Origin of the sequence: Fibrobacter sp. UWB7 (assembly GCF_900142945.1) — a bacterium.
Lineage (GTDB): Bacteria > Fibrobacterota > Fibrobacteria > Fibrobacterales > Fibrobacteraceae > Fibrobacter.
This window is the reverse complement of record NZ_FRCO01000002.1, coordinates 679872-701566: the sequence shown is the minus strand read 5'-3', so window position 1 is coordinate 701566 and position 21695 is coordinate 679872. Positions and strand designations below refer to the sequence as shown.

Below are 21695 nucleotides of genomic sequence, written 5' to 3'. Positions count from 1 at the left end.
TCGTAACTCCTTGTTATTGTTTTTTATTGTTGTTGTTGTGTGTTTTGTTTTTTGTGCGGCAAAATATAGAACGCGTTTTTCACTTTGTCTAATACTAAATTTTTATGCTGAGATATTGATTTTTGCTATTGTGAAATTTATTTGTAATTTTTGATTATTTTATTTAAAATAAGAAATGCTCGGTGGTGTGCCGAGCATTATGGTGGTGAAGAAGCAAAAGTGATTTAGTGTAATACGACTTTGCGATATGTATTAAATGAAGCCCACTTGCGGAAGAATTCTTCACGACCTGCGATACCTGCTTTTTCGTATTCGTTGAGCAACTGCTTCACGTCTTCATCGGAATGGGCCTTGATTTCAAAGCCGCGTCCATTGATGACGGGAACGTTTCCGTAGTGGTATTCCTCTGCCGTGGTGATTTCCTCGATGCGCTTGCCACGAACCTTGACGGCGATACTGTCTCGCAAAATGATGATATCAAAATCATCGGGGTAGTGGTAGCTTTCGCCTGTGGTGGGAATTTCGTCGCCAACCGTGTAGTGTTGCTTTACGGGTTGCTGTTTTACGACAGAGAGCGTTGCTGTATCGTAGAAAAATTCTTCAAAAATTTCTCCTCGACCATGGCGCTCGCCTTGCACAAAGGCTGCCTTTTCGTTGGATTGAAGTTGCTTTTCGTAGAGCCCTTCAACAACGCCGCAAGCGGCTGTTGCATGCGTTACGATGTCAATGAGAATGAGCTCGCCAAGCGTTTTGTGCTTTTCAAAAAGATCAACGACAATGGCTTCGGCGAAAACAAGTTCGCAGACGGCAATCCCGTTTTTGGAAATGCTTTCGGTTTCTAAGTGTGCGCCTGTGTTCACGTCAATGGCATAGTCGATTTTCGTGAGTGTTCCAGGAATAATCTTTGTCCCGATTTTGACGAGGTAGTCTTTGCCTAGCGAAAGCGGCTCGTCATCCATCCACAAAAGTGACGCCTTGATTTTCTTGTAGCTACCGATGCTTGCATCTCTAGCGAGCACGCAACCTCTCGATACGTCAACTTCACGGTCAAGCGTAATCGTGACCGGTTCGCCAGCGTGGGCTTCTTCGACATTCCTGTTTGTGTAGAGAATGCTTTTGACGGATGCTTTCTCGTAACTCGGGAGGGATTTGATGACGTCTCCGACTCGAACTGTTCCTGATTCAATCTGCCCCTGGAATCCGCGGAATGTGCGGTCAGGGCGGCTCACGCGCTGCACGGGCATGTAAAATCCCTTTTCTTGAGCAGTGCTTGATGTATCGACATTTTCAAGGTATTCGAGTAAAGCTGGGCCTTGATACCATGCAATGTTTTTCGATTTGATGGTAACGTTGTCGCCTTCCGTTGCCGAGAGCGGAATAACTTGGATGTTGCTCAAGGAATGAGTCTGTGCAAGTTCTGCAATTTGTACCTTGATTTTGTTGAATACCTCTTCGCTGTAACCCACAAGATCCATCTTGTTCACGGCAAAGACGAAGTGGCGGATGCCCATCAGTCTGCAAATACGAGCGTGTCTGCGCGTCTGCACGAGAACACCCTGCGATGCATCTACGAGAATCACGGCGAGGTCGGCAAATGATGCACCTACTGCCATGTTGCGTGTGTATTCTTCATGCCCCGGTGTATCGGCAACAATAAAACTGCGATGGTCCGTTGTAAAATAGCGGTACGCGACATCTATGGTAATGCCTTGTTCGCGTTCAGCCATGAGACCGTCGAGCAAAAGTGAATAGTCGATTTTACCGCTGCGGCTACCAACTTTACTGTCTAATTCCAGAGCCTTTTCTTGGTCGGTGTAAAGCAATTTGGAATCGTAAAGAATATGACCGATAAGGGTTGATTTTCCGTCGTCAACGCTACCGCAAGTAATAAACTTCAATAAACCTTTCATTAGAAATAGCCCTCCCTCTTGCGGCGTTCCATGCTGCCGGCGGCTTCGTTGTCAATCACGCGCGATGTTCTTTCCGAAGATACGGCGCTCAAAGTTTCGTCAATGATTTCGTCAAGTGTTGTAGCTGTTGATTCTATGCCGCCTGTAAGCGGGTAGCAACCGAGCGTACGGAAGCGCACCGACTTGATTTCGGGCGTTTCGCCTTCGCGCAGCGGGAAACGTTCGTCGTCCACCATGATGATGTTGCCATCGCGCACCACAACCGGGCGCGGTGCCGCAAAGTAAAGCGGCACGATATCAATCTTTTCGCGTTTGATGTACTGCCAGATGTCCTTTTCGGTCCAGTTCGAAATCGGAAAAACGCGGATGCTTTCGCCCTTGTTAATCTTGGTGTTGTAAAGCTTCCACATTTCCGGACGCTGGTTTTTCGGGTCCCAAGCGTGTGCTGAATTGCGGAACGAAAAAATGCGTTCCTTGGCGCGAGACTTTTCTTCGTCGCGGCGGCCTCCGCCAAATGCGGCTGTAAAACCGTATTTGTTGAGGGCTTGCTTTAAAGCCTGCGTCTTCATGATGTCGGTATAGGCGGCACCATGGTCAAATGGGTTAATGCCTTGTTTGACGCCATCCTGGTTGATATGCTCCAGCATTTCAATGCCGTACTTTTTTGCAATCCTATCGCGAAATTCAATCATTTCGCGAAATTTCCAGGTCGTATTGACGTGCAAAAACGGGAAAGGAGGCTTTTCGGGGTAGAATGCCTTGATGGCTAAATGCAGCATGACAGAACTGTCCTTGCCAATGGAATAAAGCATCACCGGCTTTTCGCATTCAGCGGCGACTTCGCGGATGATGTAAATGGCTTCGGCTTCCAGCTCGTCGAGGTGTGAAAATTCGCTCACTGTGAAACTCCTAGTATTTATTTGATTCTTTAGGGTCAATGTCAATGGATTTGACGCTCCCGTCTGGGAATTCCACAATCCAGCGAATTAGACCGTTTACTTTTTCGGTATGTACCTTGCTTCCCTTGCCGCCAATGTCTTCACCGAGGAAAAATTGGATGGCGTGAACAGGGCATTCCTTGATGCACGATGTGCAACCCCAGCAATCTTTGGGGTATTTGATAAATGCTTTTTTGTCTTCATTTATCTTGATTAGCGTGCCGGGGCATACGTCGTGGCATCTCCTGCAGCCGATACATTTGCTTTGATCAATGCTGATGCTCATAGTTCTTTTGCCCTTCTGCGGTGAGGTCGCGCAAGATGATTTTGATTTCGCCGTTTTCGAGTCTTGAATTGACGTACTTGCGGAAGTTTGCGTTGTCCTTTTCGGGGTAGTCCAGGTTTTCTGCAAAACTATGCCAACGTGTTTCGTGACGTGCCTTGAGGTGGGCTATCACGCTCTTGCAAACTGTTAGACGTTCCTTGAGTTCGTAGATGTACATCACTTCTTGCAAATCGGCTGCGCTAAGCTTGTCTGTAAGGCTTTCAATTTCGTCAATTTTTTCTTTGGCAATATTGAGATGCTTTTCGCTGTAGCCATAGCCCGTCTTGATTCCGCCTGCATATTCGTCCATGGCTATTTGCATGGCTTCTTCAAGTTGTTCTGTAGTGTACAGCGAGTTTTTCTGCGATAAATATGTTTCGATTTCTGCGACATGTCGGGCGATTTCTGCTTCCTTGATGGTTGCTTTGGCGTCTACGTCTTCGCGAGGATCAGCATCTACGTCATTGCGAACCCCCTGTAAGGGGGTGCGGCAATCTACCGCATTGATATATTCCACTGCACTCTTCGCCGCAATCTCGCCTTCGGCAAGCGCGCCCGTCACGTATTTTTGCGGGGCTCCACCGGCAACATCGCCTGCAGCGTAAAGCCCGTCAATTGTCGTTGCACGCTTGGTATTGACCCAGTAGCCGCTTGCGGTGTGGCCGCCTACAATGTAAGGCTCCGTGCCTTCAATTTCCACATTTGCTTTTGACGGCGTACCGTTTTCAATCCAGCGGATCGTCTGCGACGGAGCCATGTTCAGGTATGCCTTTAAAAGCGAGTCTTCCTGTGCGGGCGTAATCCCGACGGTGCGCAAATAGCACGGCCCGCGGCCTTCCAGGTTTTCTGCCACTGTTCCGTACACGCGTTCCGAAGTTGAAATGCCGTACTTTGTCTCGTAAACTTCACCAAGCGAATTTATCTGCTTTGCCCCCACGCCCTGCGCAAGCGTGCCCGTCGGGGCAATCGTATCCTTGCAACGCAGCGCAATAAAGCGCATCTCGAACGTCGTCATCTCGGCTCCGTGACGGATTCCCATCGCATAGCCAGCGCCCGTGTTGAACGGCGGATACCACATCTTATGCCGCGAAAATCCCGGATTGTTCGGGCGGTAAAGCCCGGCCGCACCACCTGTGGCGATAATCACCGCATGCGCCTCGATGGCGTAAAAAGTATCGTTCTCGATTCCGAAACCGAAAGCGCCATCAATTTTGTTGTTGTGAACAGAGTAATCGAAAATGTTCACGTGGTTTAGCACCTGAACGTTCGGAGCTTTCGCGACCGCAGCTGCCAAAATCGGCTTGATGTTTTCGCCGTTGATTTTGATGTTGCGATTCCCGCGAGTGACGTACTTGCCGTCCTTGTCCTTCAAGATGACAAGGCCCAACTTTTCCAAGTGCGCCGTGACCTCGTTGAACTTCTCGGAAATACTGTACAGCAAATCCTCGCGGACGATTCCGTCGGCGTCTTTCTTGGCGTACTCCACATAATCCCTGGGCGTGCGGCCTTCGGTAATGTAGGCGTTCAGCGCGTTTACACCGGCTGCAAGGCAACCGCTGCGCTTGATGTTCGCCTTTTCGACAACCAATATCTTGATGTCTGCGACATCTTTCGCTGCACCTAAAGTACTTGCGGTAATGGCTGCATAACAGCCAGCGGTCCCGCCGCCAATTATCAGCAGGTCTGTCTTAATTTTTTCAATCTTCATTTGTTAATAAGTGGCTAGAATACTGGCTTGTTATGTCAACGCTTAACCGTTGTATACGTCCTGGATTTTCTTTGCGAATACATCGCGGCCTACGCGGTCAATCGTGTACTTGAAACGTTCACCGCTCTTTCCGTTGTCTGCAAAGAATTGAATCGCAGCATCGCAAATGTCCAAGAGCTTCTGCTTGTCTTCTACAAACGGAATAATCGTTTCGCCCTTGTTGATGTTGTTGCCGAAAAGCCCGCCAAACGATACGATGTAGCCGTGAATGTGGCTCCAGGCGTCAGTGGGGCAGGACTTGTAACAACGGCCGCAGTAATTGCATTTTTCCTTGTCGAAAATGACCTTCTTGTTTTCGATCTTGATGGCCTCTTTGCGGCAAACCTTTGCACATAGCCCGCAACCGATGCACTTGTCTTCGAGCCAATCCACCTTGATGGCGCCCTTGATGCCCACGTCGTTTTCTTCGGCCTTGAGACAGTTGTTTTGGCAACCCGTCACACCGAATTTGAACTTGTGCGGAAGTTCTCGTGCAAAGTAACGGTCATCAAGTTCCTTGGCGATAGCGTATGTGTCAATGCAACCGCTCGGGCAAACGGCTTCACCCTGGCATGCCGTAATGGTACGCACGCGGGCTCCGCAAACGCCTGGTTCAACGCCACCCTCGGCAAGTGCGTTTTTCACATCGTCAATATTTTCAAGCTTGATGAAAGGAATCTCGACGCTCTGCCTCGAAGTCAAGTGAGCGTAACCTTCGCCATATTTTTCAGCGACTTCGGCGATTTTGGCAAGCTGTGTTGCCGTGAGGTTCCCACCAACAACGCGAACGCGCAACGAGAAATTGTTCTTCTGCTTCTGGCGCATCCAGCCGCCCTTTTTAAGAGTAGAATAATCAACTGCCATAGAATGTCTCCCATTTTTGAGAAACAAATATAGAGAACGCAAAACCCTTTGTCCAATACTAAAAAAATATCGCTACTTATAGAATTACTTTATTAGTAGTTTCGTCCGACGCATTTTAAGGTACAAAAATGAATGTCAAAATGTGTTATTGATAAAAAAAATGCCCCGATTTCTCGGAGCACTTATCACAAAGGACGTTGCCTGCGCTCGCTCCCAAAGGTAGCAAGCGCGGCGGACCTAATTACGCGTTTGTAGCGACTTTGACTTCCTCGATCTTCTTGAGAACAGAGCCGTCTTCCATAGCCTTAATCGCCTTGTCGAAGCCTTCCTTGATGCTTGCAGCCTTGTTGCTGATGTAGAGAGCGGCGCCGGCGTTCAGGGCGCAAGCGTACTTGATGCCCGGGCGGCCCTTGCCGTTCAGCACGTCGAGAGCGAGGTTGAAGTTGTCCACGCCCGTACCGCCTGCGAGGTCTTCCGGGTCCACAGCCGGGACGCCGAATTCCTTCGGGTCAATGCGGTATTCGCGATACTCGCCGTCTTCCAAGATTTCTGCAATCGTTGTCGGGACGCACGGAGAGATTTCGTCGTAGCCGTCATCAGAGATTGCGACCATCACGCGCTTTGCGCCGAGGGACTTTGCAGCCTTCGTGAACGGTTCGAGAATCGACTTGCTGTAAACGCCGAGCATGAGGTACTTAGCTTCAGCCGGGTTCGTGAGGGGGCCGAGCAAATTCATGATGGTCTTCACGCCGAGTGCGCCACGAACCGGGCCAGCAAAACGCATAGCGCTGTGGTAAACCGGAGCCATGAGGAACACGAAGTTTGTCTTGTCGATGACGCTTGCTGCTTTTTCCGGAGTCATGTCGAGCTTGAAACCTGCAGCCGTGTAGAAGTCGGCAGCGCCGGACTTGCTCGAAACAGCGCGGTTGCCGTGCTTGGCAATCTTGGCGCCACAGCTTGCTGCGATAAGGCCGGAGAGAGAGCTCACGTTGAAGCTACCCTTGCCGTCGCCACCGGTACCCACGATATCGGTGAGTTCGTCGCCGCTGTAGGGGAACTTGCGCTTCTTGCTGCTCAGCACCTTGGCGCAGCCTGCAATTTCTTCGGTCACGGGGCCCTTGCTGGAAAGTGCTGTAAGGATTGCTGCCATCTGGCGTTCGTCCATGATACCGTCTGTCAAGTCTTCCATGAACATTTCGGCGGTCTCGCGAGTCAAATCCTTGCCTGCAGTAAGCGTGTTCAGGATTCCGCGGATATCGAGCGGTTCGCGACGGTAGTTGAGGAAAGCCTTGAAGAATTCGTCGGCGCGGCCGCTAGCGATGGATTCCGGGTGGAACTGTACGCCTTCAATCGGGAGCGTCTTGTGGCGAATGCCCATGATGTCGCCGTCGGTAGCGCGTGCGCTCACTTCGAAATCGCCCGGGAGCGTAGATTCGTCGATGACCAAGCTGTGGTAACGCGTGAAGATGTTCTTCTTGCCGATGGTGCGGAAAAGTCCCTTGCCGTCGAGGTCGATTTCTTCGGCGATGCCGTGCTTGATGAACTTGGCTTGCACAATCTTTGCGCCAAAGGCGTAGCCGATAGCCTGGTGGCCGAGGCATACGCCCAAAATCGGGAGCTTGCCTGCAAAGTGCTTAATGGCTTCTACGGAAATGCCGGCATCTTCGGGGCGGCCCGGGCCCGGGCTCACAATGAGGCGGCTCGGGTTCAACTTTTCAATGTCTGCAATGGTGCATTCGCGGCTACGGAGCACGCGGATTTCTTCAGTAGTAATCTTGGCCAAAGCCTGATAAACGTTGTAAGTAAAAGAATCGTAGTTGTCGATAATGATAATCATGGTTGTAATCTCTTTTTTAAAGTTTTGGGGTGTTTCGTCATTGCGAGGCTGAAAGCCGAAGCAATCTAGTTGTCACCCTCCAGTACAGCCCTGATCGCTCCGAGCTTTTCGTTCGTTTCTTCAAATTCGCGGTCAGCGTTCGATGCTGCCACAATGCCACCGCCTGCCTGGAGGCTGATGGTCTTGCCCTGCTTTAAGCAGCAACGGATGGCGATGCAGAAATCCAAGTCACCGTCCGATTCAATGTAACCCACGGCGCCAGCGTAGAAGCGACGCTTGATTTTTTCGAGACCAGAAAGAATTTCAATGGCGCTGATTTTCGGAGCACCGCTCACCGTACCTGCCGGGAAGCTGGAACGCAGCACTTCAATGGCCTTCTTGTTCTTGGAAACTTTACCTTGCACGTCAGAGACCAAGTGGATCACGTGGCTGAACTTTTCGCATTCCATGTACTTGGTCGTTTCGACCGTACCGGCATCGCAAACGCGGCCGAGGTCATTGCGGGCGAGGTCTACGAGCATCAAGTGTTCTGCGCGTTCCTTCGGATCGCCCTTCAAATTCTTCATCAATGCTTCGTCTTCTGCGTCGTCCTTACCGCGGCGGCGGGTACCTGCAATCGGGTGGATGGTGGCGATGCCTTCACGCACGCGGATCAAGCTTTCCGGAGATGCGCCGATGAACTGGTGCGTGCCATAATCCAAGAAGAACATGTACGGAGACGGGTTCACCGTACGGAGGCGGCGGTAAATGTCGAGGGCTTCGATATCGCTTGCGAACTGGATTCGGCGGGATGGCACAGCCTGAACAATGTTGCCTGCCACGATGTGCTTCTGCAAAGCGGCGACCTTTTCCACGTATTCCTTGCGGGACTGTTCGAGGTCGGTCATCGTGATGCCCTTGCTGTACTGCTTTTCCGGAGCGAGGTAGCTAAAGTCGAGGTCAGCAAGGCGTGCCTTCACCTTTTCAATTGCGGCCTTCAGGTCAATCTGGTGTTCTTCGTAGTTCAGGGCGAATAAGTGAAGCTTTTCGGTGAAGTGGTCAAACACGATGTAAATGTGGCCGACCAAAAATTCAGCTTCGGGAATGTTGAGCTCATCCACCTGCGGGGCGAGGCGAATCGTATCGCAGCGGGCGCAGAATTCGTAGCCCAGGTAGCCCACGCCCGAAGACGGGATAGGAATCTGGTTAGGCGGCACCGTGTTTTCTGCGGAAATCTTGAGCAAGGCGTCGAGAATATCGCCATCACCTTCAGCCAAGAATTCGCTTTCCTTGCCGTCCACGACAATGCTCACGTTCTTGTCGTTCTGGCGCAGGCGGAATCCTTCGTCCACCATCAAGGTCGAATAGCGGCTGCGACCGTGGTCAAAGCTTGCCGATTCGAAGATGGCCTTTGCGCCGAGCTTCTTGGCGAGTGAAAACGGGGTGTAACGTTCACCGGGGAGTGCGACGTAAATGCTGTCAGTACGCGGAGCGTAACCCGGGCGTTCGGTGATGTGAGTAATCTTAGTCATTTTAATCCTCTAGTTTTAAAACTCGTTTGCGTTTTGCAAAGGCTTTATTTCCCGGAGGATTTCGTCAATTTTCGGTAAAAAGGAAGGCCTCCGTGAGTCCGGAAGCCTTTGCCTAAAAATCTTGGGTGATTTGTAACAAATACCGGGCTCTATGTTAGAGTCCGCGCCACCAACGACGGTTGAGAGTTGCATTTGTAACAAAATTCATCATGCCACAAAAATATCAATCCAAATGGCGCATGGCAAGGGGTCAGTCTAAAATTTATTGAAAAATTTTAAAAACTCGCGATTCTCGTCATCCAGAGGCTCCGCTTCTCGTCATCCTGACACCCGCATCTCGTCATCCAGAGGCTCCGCCTCTTGTCATCCTGACGCCGAAGGCGGAAGGACCTATGATTTCTTGAAAAACACTTGACATTTTGCCCCCTCAAGTCGATAAGTATGAAGAAAAAATTTTTGGGAGGCTTTATGTCCGAATTGAAAAAAGGGGATGTGGTCGCGCTCGCTGGCGGTGACACTTGTCAAGTTGTCCGTGAATTGGGGCGCGGCGGTCAGGGAATCGTTTACGCTGTCAATTATAATGGTAGTGAGTATGCGTTAAAATGGTACACGCAAAAGGTGAGTGAGCGTTTCCGTGAAAATCTGAAGCGCAATGCGAATCGCCAGACGCCGAACGAACATTTTATTTGGCCGATGGCTGTCGCCGAAGACCCCAATGGTGATTTTGGCTATTTGATGAAAATCCGCCCCGCAGGCTATGTGGATATGAGCAAGTTCATCTTGGTGACCGCCCGTTTTGCCGATGTGAATGCCCAGCTGAACGCCTGTATGCAACTCGTGAAGGCTTTTTTGGACCTGCATCGCGACGGTTATAGCTACCAGGACATGAACGATGGCAACTTCTTTATTAACCCTAAAACGGGTGACGTGCTGATTTGCGATAACGACAACGTGGCTCCCGATGGCACCGACGACCTCGGCATTCTTGGCAAGGCGGGGTATATGGCTCCCGAAATTGTCGAAGGACAGTCCCGACCGCGCAAAGTGACGGATTACCATTCACTTGCGGTTTGTCTGTTCATCTTGATTTATATGAACCGTCCGTTTGAGGGGAGGCGTTATCTCTCTTGTCCGTGCGATAACGACCCGGAAATGGCAAGGCAACTTTTGGGGTATAACGCCGTATTTATTATGGATCCAAACGACAAGAGCAATGCGCCGGATCCGAGTCTGCATAAGAATGTGATGCGCCGTTGGGATATCTATCCGAAGGTATTGCGCGATGCATTCTGCAAGACGTTCAGTAAGGAGGCTCTGCAAAACGGAGACCTCCGCGTGAAGGATAAGGAATGGCGCGATATCTTGCTGCAGGTGCGTGCGGATTTTGTCAAATGCCCGAAATGCGGAAAATTTTCATTTGCAGACCCGGATTGTGTTGACAAAAAGTGTGCTTACTGCGATAAGTCCTTTGGAGATTATAGAATGTTGCGCGTAGGTAAGTTTAAAATTCCGCTGATGATGGAACAGAAGCTCCATGAATGTCTAGTCCACGGCTCGACCGATTACGACAAGGTCGTTGGCAGAACCGTCGTCAAGAACAATGAGGTGGGGCTTTGCAATAATTCTGGCGAATCCTGGACGGTGACGTGTTTGGACGGCACTCAGCGAGTCGTTGCGGATGGTCAGGGCATGCCTGCCCGCAAAGGTTACAAGATCAAGTTTGGAAATCAAGGCGAAACTGCCGTTATTGAATAAAAGGAGAATAGAATATGGCTACAAAAGACCCGTTTGCGTTGGAACCGATCCCGCGTCGTGTCACGCATCTGATTTTTATGGTGGATACGTCGGGCAGTATGTCCGGTTCAAAGATTGCTTCGCTCAATACGGCAGTTCGTGACGCTCTTGACGATGTGGGCGACATCTCCAAGAATTGCGGCGATTCGCAAATCAAGATTGCCGTGCTCGAGTTCAGTAGCGCTGTCAACTGGATGTATGAACAGCCGCTTGAAGCCGAAAAGTTCCAGTGGCAGGATTTGAGCGCAAGTGGTACGACAGCGTTTGGCAGCGCCTGTGCGGAACTGGACGCTAAACTTTCCAGGTCCAATGGTTTTATGGACGAAAAGACGGGGTGCCGCGCACCTGCCATTATCCTCCTTTCGGATGGCGCTCCGACGGATGGATATGTCCGTAAGCTGGAAAAGCTCAAGGGAAATCGCTGGTTCAAGGCGGGCGTGAAAGTGGCAATCGCTATCGGTGACGACGCCAACAATGGTGTGCTCCAGGAATTTACGGGCAGTTCGGAATCGGTCATCACGGTTCACAATGTGGATCAGCTCAAGAAGATGATTCATACGGTCAGCGTGTCTGCAACGACAGTGGCGAGCCAAAGTGCATCTGTTGGTGCCGAAATGGTAACGCAGAACCAGCTTGTCGCGCAGTCGATTTCGAATACGGTTGCTAATGACGCCTCGCTTTCTGGAGTCGATGTGGGTTCAAGCAAGGCGAATTCCGGTTCCGATGACTGGTCGGGCTGGAACTAGGGAGTCTGAGGTGTGTATGCAAAATGCTGAAACGTTTGCGGTGAGCAAAGTCGGGGCGAAGCATTTGCCTGCAAATATCCCGTGCCAGGATTTCTCGCTAGAATATAATGATGGCGAAATCCAGTTGATCGTGGTATGCGATGGGCATGGTTCACCGTCTTACGTCCGGAGTGATGTTGGGGCAAGGCTTGCGGCTGGGATTGCAAAGGATGAACTGATGCAGTTCATGCAATCCGAAGATGCTCGCAAGTTCCTTGGAAATCGGACGGGGGCGGTGACAGCCCGCACGGATGTGGGGGATTCCTGTTGGTCTGAAAAATCGGAGGAAAAATCCGAAACAGCGAAGCTTCGCGAAGAGCAAGCTATGCTGTATCAGCAACAGATTGGGAATATCCAGCCGCAAGAAAAGCTAATCCGCGACGTGTGCCGTCGAATTTGCGAAAAGTGGGTTGCCGCCATCCGGCAGGACGCACAAGAAAACCCGCTGACCGATGCTGAGAAGGAACTCCTGGGCAAAAACGACTTGGTGAAGGCTTATGGCTCAACGCTGATGGCTTATGTACAGACGCGGTGGGGCTGGCTTGCGATTCACGTGGGCGATGGCAGACTGCTTTGCCTGAACGATAGTGCCGAGCCTTACGAAAACTGGACTCCGCCAGTGCCGTGGGATTCAACGTGTTTCTTGAACTACACGACATCGCTTTGCGATAAGAATCCCGCGGACTCGTTCCGCTACGCATTTGACGGTACAGGGCATTTCCCGTTTGCGGTGTTTGCGTGTAGCGATGGAATCGAGGATTCTGTAGGCGATTACGATTTGGCTCCTGAATGTCTGAACCGGTTCTATATGCGGCTTTTGCAAATGTATCTGGATATCGGTAAAGAGCAGGCGGTCGCCCGTATGGACGAAGGTTTCAGCGATATGAGCTTGCACGGCAGCAAGGACGACATGAGCCTTGCCGGGATCATCAACAAAAAAGGAAACGAACAGTAAATGAATAAGCGCCCCTTACATATTATCATGCGTCAGCTTGTCGATACTTATGGTAACGACATTGTCTGCGATCATAGATTGCGGGGGTTGCTTGCCGATGAACTCGGTGAGTCGTTTTATGAATACCGTTCGTCAATAGTGCTTGCGGAGCAGCTGGGCGTGGGGAGTTCTATGCTCGGTTTTGCAAGCAATCGTAGTGACCTGAACCTCTGCATTCGCAAGCAGAAACAGTCTTTTGCCGAGAATTCCAAGCTCGATCGCGTGATGAGCGATTATGTGATTGACTCGTATGCGTATGCATTGGGGCTTGTCAAGAATGTCGTTGTGCCGACTTTGGAGGGGACTCTTGTCGGGTTGACTCAGCAGATTACAACTCTGCAGCGTGAGCGCGATTCTACGCAACAGAGAGCGCGTGAAACAGCGATGTATTCGCAGGTGGCTTTGGTAAAAGCCCGTCGAGTAAGACTTTGGGGCTTGCTTTTTACGTTGATTGGTGCTACGCTTTTGATTTCTGTGGCTTATTTTGTCTTGTACGATAACGGCTACATTCCGAAAGACCCTAAGCGTAAAATGGAAAAGCTATTCTCCGCTTGTGCCGTGGGCGATGCCAAGTACGTTGCGGATTTGTTGAATAACGGAGTCTTTGTCAATAGCAAGGACTCAGTTGGTGATGCGCCTTTGCATTATGCAGTAAGGATTGGCTCTGCGGAGCTGATTGATACGCTGTTGCATCATGGCGCTGATGAGCGCTTGACCGATAATATGGGGCGAACTCCACTAGAGCTTGCGCTTGAATCGGGATGCTCTTATTATGCGAAACCTTTTGTCCAGGCGCGTCCGCATGAATGGATCCAGGAAAACTTTGAGCATTTGAAGAATTATGCTAAGACACAGCAGAGTTTGCTTGTACTTCACGATGCGTATACCAAGGTGGAGCAAATTCAGAACGCCATCAAGGCGGGGAATATTGCTGCGCTTGATGCAAAGCTTGCGTATAGAAATGGCGCAGACTTGCATTACACGGATGAAAAAGGCAATACTTTGCTCCATTATGCCGCTGTGAACGGTAATGTGCCAGTCCTTAAGCATCTCATTGCACTAGGTCTTGACGTGAATACTCCGGATAATGCAGGTGTGCTTGCTGAAAAATTGACGAAGAATGCGGTGAACAAAAAGTTCTTGAACCATTACAGGCTCAAAAATCAGCTGATTTTTGATGCCGTCAAGAAGGGTAATATTGATTTGCTGAAAGAAGTTGTTGGGTATGGCGCAAGCGTCAATGATAAGGACGAAAATGGCGTCCCGCTTATTCATTATGCGGTTGCACGCAATCTTACGATGTTTACGGAATTGCAGAAATTGGGTGCGGATATTCACGCCAGGAACCGTTTGGGCGAAACAGCACTTTTCGTGGCTGTCAAGAAGAACGATCTTGCGATCGCTCAAAAGCTGATGTCGCTTGGGCTTTCCGTGTATGATAAGAACTCTTCTGCGCAGAATCCCATGACCTTTGTCCACAACAAAACCTCGAAATATCTGTTTGACTATACCTATAGGGATAGCCTTTTTGTGGCTGCTGTAAAACATCGTAATTTGGACCAGGCAAAGTCCTATTTGCAGTTGGGCGCGAATATCAATTATGTGTCAAAATACACTGGTTGTGCGGCAATTCATTATGCTGTAGAAAATAATGATGTGTCTTCTCTGAAATTCCTGAAGTCAAAGGGCGCCAATATGATGCTGCCGTATAAAAGCATGGCGCCTGTTGAAAAGGCGCTTATGGGTCAGAAAAAGGAATCGTTGCAGTTCTTGCTTGCAAACGATGTGGGCTCTGCGACTCGAGTCTTTGCGAACGGAAAAACGCTGATGCATCGTGCCTTGAGCATGCAGAATGGAACGATGTGGATGAACGTTCTCCTTTCGCATGGAGCAAAAGTCGATGCGATGGACAATGCGGGCGAAACGCCGCTTGCTTACGCCATCCAGCGGAATAGAACGGATTTGGTGGCTTTCTTGATCAAGAAAAATGCGAATGTCAACCGAGTTGATGCTTATGGAAACCGTCCGCTCCATATTGCGGCGCGTTATGCGAATGGTCGTATCGTCAAAATGCTTGTTGATGCCGGCGCTGATCCGTCCGTTGAGAACAACGAAGGCGATAAGCCTGTGAATGTCGCTGAAAACGTCGGCAATGAATCCGCGCAAGACGAACTTGATAATTACAGTTTTTTCGGAAAGGCTCGCAAAAGTCTCAAATCCGTCAAAAACGCCGGCGCCAAGCTCTGGGACAAGGTCAAGGATCTCGCAAGCTGAGCGTAGGAACCATTATTTCTCGAAAAACATTTGACATTTTTCATTTAAATAGCGATATATTGATAGAACGTTAAAAGGAGTATCTTCATGACCATAGCCGTAGCCATTATTTGCGCTGTCCTCGGAATTGTAATCGGCATCTTGTTTGCTCGTAATGGAAATTCGCAGCGCGAAGCCGCCGCGCGTCAGGCGAATGTCGAGATGGAAAAGGAAGTCGCCGTGCTGCGTAGCCAACTCGCGACAGAAACTGCTAAAAATGCAGAACTTAAGGAAAATATCGAAAAACAGCTTGAAATGGTAAAAGCCGAAGCCTCGAAAATGCTTGCTGACGAACGGGCTGCTGCAGCTAAGACTCTTGCCGATGAAAAAGAGGCGAGTGCCAAGCGCCTAGAAAGTATGAAGTTGGATATGGAACGGGTGCATCAGTCTTCGCTAAATGAGCAAAATGCTCGTTTTACGGAAATGTCGCAGCGCTTATATGCCCAAGCAAAGAACTCTACCGAAGAAATGCTTAAACAGCGCGAAAAGCAGATCTCGGAATCCGGTCATGCGACCATGGAACAGCTTGTAAGCCCGCTCAAGGAAACCATCGCCAAGATGGAAAAGACCATGAACGACACGACGTTACAGCAGACTGCGGCGAATACCTCGCTTAAGGAAGTCCTGCAACAGTCCATCAATTCCAACAAGGCGACAAAGCAAACCGCCGATGACTTGATTCGCGCTTTCAAGCACGATAGCAAGATTCAGGGCGACTGGGGCGAATGCGTCCTCGAAGAACTTCTGCAGTCGCTCGGGCTCCAAAAGGGAATTCATTTTGAAACGCAATCAACGCTGCGCGATGAAAGTGGCTATGTGCTCCGTGCCGAAGAGACCGGATGCATGATGCGCCCAGACGTCATTGTCCATCTGGATACGAAAAAGGATGTCATTGTCGATTCTAAGGTTTCCATGAAAGCTTTTATGGACTACGTCGCCTGCGAAGATGTAGAACAGCGAAAGTCCCTTTTGAAACGTCATATTGAAAGCCTCAAGAAGCACGTGGATGAACTTGCCAGGAAAAAGTATTCGGCATACGTGAAGGCTCCGAGAGAAACCGTTGATTTTGTAATCATGTTCGTTCCGCGTTCAGCCGCTCTCTGGACTGCACTTTCCGAAGAACCCTCTCTTTGGCGTGATTCCATGGATCGTGGAGTGTATATTGCCGATGAACAGACGCTATTTGCCGCACTCCGTATCGTTAAGTTGACCTGGCGCCAAGTGCAACAGGCTCAAAACCAGCAAAAGGTCTTTGAACTTGCGAACGAAGTGCTCAAGCGCGTGGGCATGTTCGTGAAAAATATGGAAGATATTGGCAGCGCCCTCGGTAAAGCTCAGGATGCTTACAATAAGGGAATGGCAAAACTCGATGATAAGGGGGCTAGCATAGTGCAATCCTGCCGCAAGCTGGAACGTCTTGGTGCAAAACAAGACTCCAAAAATCCGCTCCCGCCAGACGTTGATGCTATTGAAATGCAGACTGTTGAAGATGTTTCTGAACCTGAAAAAATTGATAAAGTATAAGGAAACGTATAAATGGAAACGATTGATATTGTAGTGATTGTTGCAGCTGCGCTAGCCTCATTGACAAAGCTTATTGATGTCTTTTCTACAATCGCACGAGTAAGTGTTTATACGGAAATGAATCCTTTGGGACGATCTTTGTTTAGTCGTTTCGGAGTGAAAGGCGGATGCTGGCTTACATTTGCTTTTTGGACGCTTGTGTGTGCTGTTGTTGCTTTTGGAATTGTTACTTGTGGTAGTTTTGTAGAAAAAATTCTTGCAGTTATTCTGTACTGCGTTCTGGTTTACTTCAATATTTCGACGGGACTCTTCAATATGAAAGGATATGCCATTCCGTTGACAAAGTCTATGCTGAAATTTTATGCTTGGCTTGGCAATAAAATGAGAAAGTAGTTTTATTTGGACCGATAAAAAGAATCACGCCTTGTTTGTGAACTGAGGCGGGATTTTTGTAGCCTTTAAAATGTTGGCTAGGTATTACTTTCCAAGAACCAATTTGTTTCCTGGAATATCTACAAGAACCTGATAATTCTTGTACAATCCGACGCCAATAACGCCAACAGCGTTGGAACTTTGAACGTCGCGATCTACTTCGTCTGGCTGAATGCCGAATGGAATGCTGACTTTTTCACCACCGATATCAATGGAAAGATCGTAAAGCTTGACTTTGTATTTACCCAATTGTGGGTGGAAATCGATTACAGTTCCCGCAGGTTTGCCTGTTTTGGCGATGGATTCCGTCATGTAGTTTGCAATTGATGCTCCTGTATCGAAAATCAGATTGCGGTTAACTCCCTCAATATTCATTGAAATGATGATTCTGGGGAGTCCGGCACTGTTGATTAGGGAAAATTTTGCAACTGGATTGTCTACGGAAAGTTCTTCGTTTGCGTTTGCTACGATAACTTTTGCATTCTTGTAGTCAAAAAGAACTTTGTGCTGCTTAAAGTATTCCAATCCACGGAATTCTTCGATGTTGGCATCGACCATTTGACGAACGCTTTCAAGGTGTTGCGCTCCCCCAGGAATCTGTTTTTTGTTGCTTTCGTTAATTGTGAACGGACATCCTGTGTCAATCAATGCACGGGTGCCGTTGTCATTGATGATAAAATGATCCTGAATTAGTTCAACTTTGTATTCTTTTGCCATATTTTTCCCCAAAAGGTTGAATTTAGGTTTGTTTTAATCAAAAAAATGCAGTTATATACTTTAATATATCGTAAGTAATAGCAAAAATGTAAAGTATTTGCAAAAAAATCCCTGCGACTTCGGTCGCGGGGATTCTCGTCTTACATTCTAATAACTAATGACCAATGACTATTGACCAATAATTAGTCGTCCAAGCAGTCGTTCATCACTTGGATGATCTTCTTCTTGTCCATGTGCTGGCCTATGAACACCAGGCGGATGATGCGGTCGCCGTACTTTTCGTCCCAGATTTTCTGGAGCTGAGGATTTTCTTCGAGGATGCGCTTCTGTTCGGCCTTGCTTTCGGCGGCAAACCAACGTCCAAAATTCTGGGCGGATGCCTGCTTGCCAGCCTGTTCGAACAAGTAGCTTTCGCTGCGCTCGTCGCTGAACCAGAGGAGACCTTTCGTGCGGATAATGCTCGTCGGATAGTCATCGAGGAATGCTTCGAACTTTTCGCGGTTCAGCGGACGATGGTCTTCGAACACGAATGTGCTGATGCCGTATTCGTCGCCATGCGGATGGTCCTTGTCGTGGTGGTGGCCGCAGTGGCAAACACCATGTTCATGGTCGCAATGGCTGTGGTCTTCATCATCGTGGTCATGATCGTGTTCATCATGGTCGTGATGATGGTGCTCGTGCTCATCGTGGTCATCGTCATGATCGTGGTGGTGATGTTCATGTTCGTCATGATCGTCATCATCATCGTCATCGTGGTTGTCGTGACCTTCTTCGTTGAGCTTGATAGCCCAAGTGCTCGATTCAGCGACCTTGTTGAAGTCGAACTGCTTCGTGTCGAGAATGTCCTTCATGTCGACCTTGCCGTAGTTCGTCTCGATCATCTTGGCGGTCGGCTGCAAAGCCTTCACGACTGCCTTCACGTGTTCCAAGTCATGCTTGCTGAGAGCATCGACCTTGTTCATGATAATCGTGTTGCAGAATTCAATCTGCTGGATGAGCAAGTTTGCGATGTCTTCTTCTTCGAGATCTTCGTCGAGGAGCTTTTCGCCACCGGCAAATTCGTCTGCGAGGCGGAGCACGTCCACAACGGCGACGATGTTGTCCAAATGGCAGGGGAGAGGTCTGCCGTCCTTGCTACGGAGCTGGCTACCCGCAAAGCTGATGGTTTGGGCTATAGGAATCGGCTCGCAGATACCGCTAGCTTCGATGAGAATGTAGTCGAACTTGCCCATTTCCAAAAGTTCGGCGATTTGTTCGATCAAGTCGGTCTTGAGTGAGCAGCAGATACAACCATTCGAAAGCGGGACAACCTTGCCCGAATCTTCCTTCGTGATGTTTCCGCCCTTTTCAATTAAAGTTTGGTCGATGTTCACTTCGCCAATGTCATTTACGATGACGGCGACGTGGTAGCCCTGCTGATTGTTGAGAACGTAGTTGAGGAGAGTTGTTTTGCCGGCTCCCAGGTAACCGGTCAGGAGCGTTATAGGTACTGATTTCATGCGCTAAAATTTACTAAAAAATGGAATTTTAGGCAATGTGACACGGATTACAGGTTCTAGGGCCATTCCAAATTGTACTATCAAACATCTTGCCGTTTTCTTAAAATTTTAATACATTTGTTTTTAGGGATTGAAGCGAGGGCTTTTGAGCCGAGTTTTGTTCCGAAACGAGCTGCTTTGGTTTTCTACCTTTCCTTGAAGGTGGCAGATTGTAGCTTCGCTGTGCTAAATCTTTAATCAAAACAGTTCTGGGCGTCCTTCGGGGCGCCTTTCTTATATGTCATGCCGGACTTCGTTCTCTTTGACTACTTGCAGCTTTGCTGCTTAGTAGTCATGATCCGCGAATGGGGACGGCATCACCTTCTTGTATTGCGAAAAACTATAGATCCAGCGACATTTGATCTTCAGCGGGCTTTGTTGCGCTGCTCGCATCAGCGGGCGCGCGGTCTTCGCTGGCGTTTGCGCCATCCTCGCTTTCATCACCATTCGCGATCTGAGCCATAAGCCATGCTTCGTCGTGCACGGGAATTCCGAGCTCGTTTGCCTTGGTGAGCTTGGAACCTGCCGCTTCGCCTGCCAAAACCCAGCTAGTCTTTTTACTGACGGAACCGGAGACCTTGCCGCCATTCTCTTCGATGAGCTTGCGCGCTTCGTCGCGGTCCATGTTCGGGAGCGTTCCCGTGATGACCGCCGTTTGCCCTTGGAACAAAGTTTTGACAACGCCCTTGAATTCCGTCGGGAGTCCAAGCGCCACGAGTTCGTCAATTTCATTCGTGTAAAGCGGCGTGTGGAAGAATTCGTAGACGGATTTTCCGATGCGTTCTCCAACGTCCGTCACGTTTTGCAGTTCCTCGACCGTAGCTGTGCGAATTTTTTCGAGCGTGCGGAAATGCTTGGCGATGTTACGGGCGCTGGTGCGGCCTACAAAGCGGATGCCGAGGCCGTGCAACAGGTTTTCGAGGCTCTTCTGTTTCGAAGCTTCAATAGCATCGAACACGTTCTTAGCGCTCTTCTTTGCCATGCGTTCCTGCGATTCCAGGTCTTCGAGCGTAAGGCGGTAAAGGTCCGGAATGCGCTTGATTTTCCCTGTCGAGAGGAGGCTTGCGATAAGTGCGGGTCCGAGATTTTCGATGTTCATCGCTTCACGGCTTACGAAATGCTCAAACAGACATTGCACTTGCGCTTTGCAGTGCAGGTTTTCACATCGCAAAATTACTTCGCCATCGATGTGCGTGAGTGGCTCACCGCATTCCGGGCATTTCTCCGGAGCCACGACGGGGGATGCCCCGGCGGGGCGCAGCTCGCGCTTGACATCGGTGATTTTCGGGATGATCTCGCCACCCTTCTCTACGCCGACTGTGTCGCCGTAGTGCAAGTCAAGCCTTGCCACTTCGTCGAAGTTGTGGAGGGTGGCGCGCTTTACGGTTGTGCCGGCGAGGCGCACGGGTGCAAGATTTGCCACTGGCGTCACGGCACCGGTGCGACCGACCTGGAATTCTACAGATAAAAGCGGTGTGTAAGCGCGTTCCGCCTTGAACTTGTAGGCGATTGCCCAGCGCGGGCTCTTGCTTGTGCTGCCGAGTTCTCGCTGCTGCTGCAAATCGTTCAGCTTCACGACCATGCCGTCAATGTCGAACGGGAGGCTATCGCGGCTTGCGCCAATCTTCTCGGAAATCGCCATGATTTCATCGACCGTATCGGCGGTCCAGTAATCGTTCGTATGGAATCCGAGGCGTTTGAGCTGTTTCAAGTTCTCTTCGTGAGTCTTGTTGTTGCTCTGCGGAATGTGGTACGCAAAAAAGCGCATCGGGCGCGTCTTGCATTCGGCGACGCTCTTGAGCTTGAGCGAGCCCGAAACCGTATTGCGGCAGTTCTGGAAAGTCTTCTTGTTTTCCAAGATGAACTGTTCGTTCAATCGTTCAAAAGCTTCGCGTTCCATGTAGACTTCACCGCGGACTTCGAACGTACCCTGCGGAATCTCGCTCGGGTCAATCTTCAATTTCTTCGCATCAAAGTATTCAGGAATATCCGCAATTGTGAGCGCATTCAATGTCACGTCATCGCCCTGGGCGCCATCGCCACGAGTCGCCGCCTGCTTCAAACGACCATTCTCGTAAACCACCGAAAGGCTAACCCCGTCGATCTTCCTCTCGCAAATCCACGTCGCGCGTTCGCCTAAAGCTGCAATCCCTTCTTCCGCTGCTTTCACAAACTCGCGCATTTCTTCTTCGCTGTACACGTTTGCAATGCTGAGCATCGGCACCGCATGCGCCACCTTCGCAAAATCATTCGTGAGGTCGCTACCGACCTTCTGCGTGAGCGAACCCTTCCCGCGCAATTCCGGATACTTCGCCTCAAGCGCTTCCATCTCCTTGAGCCCAAAGTCAAAATCCTGGTCGCTCATAGGGGAGACCCCGTCCTTGTAATAAAGACGGCTAGCTTCTTCCAGTTGTTTCTTTAATTCAAAATAGCGGGTATGGTCAATATCTTTCTGCTCACTCATGT

16 protein-coding genes are annotated in these 21695 nt (G+C 49.7%); 6 read left to right on the top strand and 10 right to left on the bottom strand.

The window, feature by feature from the left end:
• Positions 1–224 precede the first annotated feature (224 nt).
• The 7 genes from BUC30_RS08395 to BUC30_RS08365 form a co-directional block, all read right to left on the bottom strand.
• A complete protein-coding gene (locus tag BUC30_RS08395) occupies positions 225–1910 on the bottom strand; it encodes a sulfate adenylyltransferase subunit 1 (RefSeq protein ID WP_073424417.1) in 1686 nt (561 codons plus the stop codon).
• A complete protein-coding gene (gene cysD, locus BUC30_RS08390) occupies positions 1910–2809 on the bottom strand; it encodes a sulfate adenylyltransferase subunit CysD (RefSeq protein WP_073424416.1) in 900 nt (299 codons plus the stop codon). Before cysD ends, BUC30_RS08395 begins: the two co-directional genes overlap by 1 nt.
• Before the next feature lie 10 nt (positions 2810–2819).
• The gene (locus BUC30_RS08385) at positions 2820–3134 is read right to left on the bottom strand and encodes a 4Fe-4S dicluster domain-containing protein (RefSeq protein ID WP_073424415.1); all 315 of its coding nucleotides are present in this window, start codon (positions 3132–3134) and stop codon (positions 2820–2822) included.
• On the bottom strand, positions 3118–4881 hold the full coding sequence (locus tag BUC30_RS08380) for an adenylyl-sulfate reductase subunit alpha (protein ID WP_073424414.1): 1764 nt from the start codon (positions 4879–4881) through the stop codon (positions 3118–3120). The genes BUC30_RS08385 and BUC30_RS08380 overlap by 17 nt, the downstream gene beginning before the upstream one ends.
• Positions 4882–4923: 42 nt before the next feature.
• Entirely contained in the window at positions 4924–5784 is an 861-nt protein-coding gene (locus BUC30_RS08375; protein ID WP_012819987.1) for a 4Fe-4S binding protein, read from the bottom strand.
• A gap of 241 nt (positions 5785–6025) precedes the next feature.
• A complete protein-coding gene (locus tag BUC30_RS08370; RefSeq protein ID WP_073424413.1) occupies positions 6026–7621 on the bottom strand; it encodes a bifunctional anthranilate synthase component II/anthranilate phosphoribosyltransferase in 1596 nt (531 codons plus the stop codon).
• 65 nt (positions 7622–7686) lie between these two features.
• Entirely contained in the window at positions 7687–9132 is a 1446-nt protein-coding gene (locus tag BUC30_RS08365; protein WP_073424412.1) for an anthranilate synthase component I family protein, read from the bottom strand.
• Between the two features lie 468 nt (positions 9133–9600).
• Between BUC30_RS08365 and BUC30_RS08360 the strand changes: the two genes are divergently transcribed.
• The 6 genes from BUC30_RS08360 (at position 9601) to BUC30_RS08335 (ending at position 16935) form a co-directional block, all read left to right on the top strand.
• Positions 9601–10887, top strand: a complete 1287-nt coding sequence (locus tag BUC30_RS08360; RefSeq protein ID WP_073424411.1) for a protein kinase domain-containing protein — start codon at positions 9601–9603, stop codon at positions 10885–10887.
• A 14-nt stretch (positions 10888–10901) separates the two neighbouring features.
• Entirely contained in the window at positions 10902–11672 is a 771-nt protein-coding gene (locus BUC30_RS08355) for a vWA domain-containing protein (protein WP_073424410.1), read from the top strand.
• A gap of 16 nt (positions 11673–11688) precedes the next feature.
• Complete coding sequence (locus tag BUC30_RS08350; protein ID WP_073424409.1) at positions 11689–12666, top strand: protein phosphatase 2C domain-containing protein; 978 nt, start codon at positions 11689–11691, stop codon at positions 12664–12666.
• Positions 12667–14979 (top strand): ankyrin repeat domain-containing protein, encoded by a 2313-nt coding sequence (locus BUC30_RS08345; protein ID WP_073424408.1) that lies wholly within the window; start codon positions 12667–12669, stop codon positions 14977–14979.
• Between the two features lie 87 nt (positions 14980–15066).
• Complete coding sequence (gene rmuC, locus BUC30_RS08340; RefSeq protein WP_073424407.1) at positions 15067–16542, top strand: DNA recombination protein RmuC; 1476 nt, start codon at positions 15067–15069, stop codon at positions 16540–16542.
• A 12-nt stretch (positions 16543–16554) separates the two neighbouring features.
• The gene (locus BUC30_RS08335) at positions 16555–16935 is read left to right on the top strand and encodes a hypothetical protein (protein ID WP_073424406.1); all 381 of its coding nucleotides are present in this window, start codon (positions 16555–16557) and stop codon (positions 16933–16935) included.
• An 84-nt stretch (positions 16936–17019) separates the two neighbouring features.
• Here the strand turns inward: BUC30_RS08335 and BUC30_RS08330 are convergent, their stop codons facing one another.
• From BUC30_RS08330 to ligA, 3 genes are all read right to left on the bottom strand, one after another.
• Positions 17020–17691 carry a hypothetical protein gene (locus tag BUC30_RS08330; protein ID WP_073424405.1) on the bottom strand — a complete coding sequence of 224 codons (672 nt, stop codon included), beginning with the start codon at positions 17689–17691 and terminating at the stop codon, positions 17020–17022.
• 182 nt (positions 17692–17873) lie between these two features.
• Positions 17874–19190, bottom strand: a complete 1317-nt coding sequence (locus BUC30_RS08325; protein ID WP_073424404.1) for a CobW family GTP-binding protein — start codon at positions 19188–19190, stop codon at positions 17874–17876.
• Positions 19191–19569: 379 nt separating this feature from the next.
• The gene (ligA, locus tag BUC30_RS08320; RefSeq protein WP_073424403.1) at positions 19570–21693 is read right to left on the bottom strand and encodes an NAD-dependent DNA ligase LigA; all 2124 of its coding nucleotides are present in this window, start codon (positions 21691–21693) and stop codon (positions 19570–19572) included.
• Positions 21694–21695: the final 2 nt, after the last annotated feature.

Coding starts and splice junctions, on each gene's coding strand:
- BUC30_RS08395 (WP_073424417.1), bottom strand. CDS start 1,910: ATGAAAGGTTTATTGAAGTTTATTACTTGCGGTAGCGTTGACGACGGA.
- BUC30_RS08385 (WP_073424415.1), bottom strand. CDS start 3,134: ATGAGCATCAGCATTGATCAAAGCAAATGTATCGGCTGCAGGAGATGC.
- BUC30_RS08380 (WP_073424414.1), bottom strand. CDS start 4,881: ATGAAGATTGAAAAAATTAAGACAGACCTGCTGATAATTGGCGGCGGG.
- BUC30_RS08375 (WP_012819987.1), bottom strand. CDS start 5,784: ATGGCAGTTGATTATTCTACTCTTAAAAAGGGCGGCTGGATGCGCCAG.
- BUC30_RS08370 (WP_073424413.1), bottom strand. CDS start 7,621: ATGATTATCATTATCGACAACTACGATTCTTTTACTTACAACGTTTAT.
- BUC30_RS08365 (WP_073424412.1), bottom strand. CDS start 9,132: ATGACTAAGATTACTCACATCACCGAACGCCCGGGTTACGCTCCGCGT.
- BUC30_RS08360 (WP_073424411.1), top strand. CDS start 9,601: ATGTCCGAATTGAAAAAAGGGGATGTGGTCGCGCTCGCTGGCGGTGAC.
- BUC30_RS08355 (WP_073424410.1), top strand. CDS start 10,902: ATGGCTACAAAAGACCCGTTTGCGTTGGAACCGATCCCGCGTCGTGTC.
- BUC30_RS08350 (WP_073424409.1), top strand. CDS start 11,689: ATGCAAAATGCTGAAACGTTTGCGGTGAGCAAAGTCGGGGCGAAGCAT.
- BUC30_RS08345 (WP_073424408.1), top strand. CDS start 12,667: ATGAATAAGCGCCCCTTACATATTATCATGCGTCAGCTTGTCGATACT.
- rmuC (WP_073424407.1), top strand. CDS start 15,067: ATGACCATAGCCGTAGCCATTATTTGCGCTGTCCTCGGAATTGTAATC.
- BUC30_RS08335 (WP_073424406.1), top strand. CDS start 16,555: ATGGAAACGATTGATATTGTAGTGATTGTTGCAGCTGCGCTAGCCTCA.
- BUC30_RS08330 (WP_073424405.1), bottom strand. CDS start 17,691: ATGGCAAAAGAATACAAAGTTGAACTAATTCAGGATCATTTTATCATC.
- BUC30_RS08325 (WP_073424404.1), bottom strand. CDS start 19,190: ATGAAATCAGTACCTATAACGCTCCTGACCGGTTACCTGGGAGCCGGC.
- ligA (WP_073424403.1), bottom strand. CDS start 21,693: ATGAGTGAGCAGAAAGATATTGACCATACCCGCTATTTTGAATTAAAG.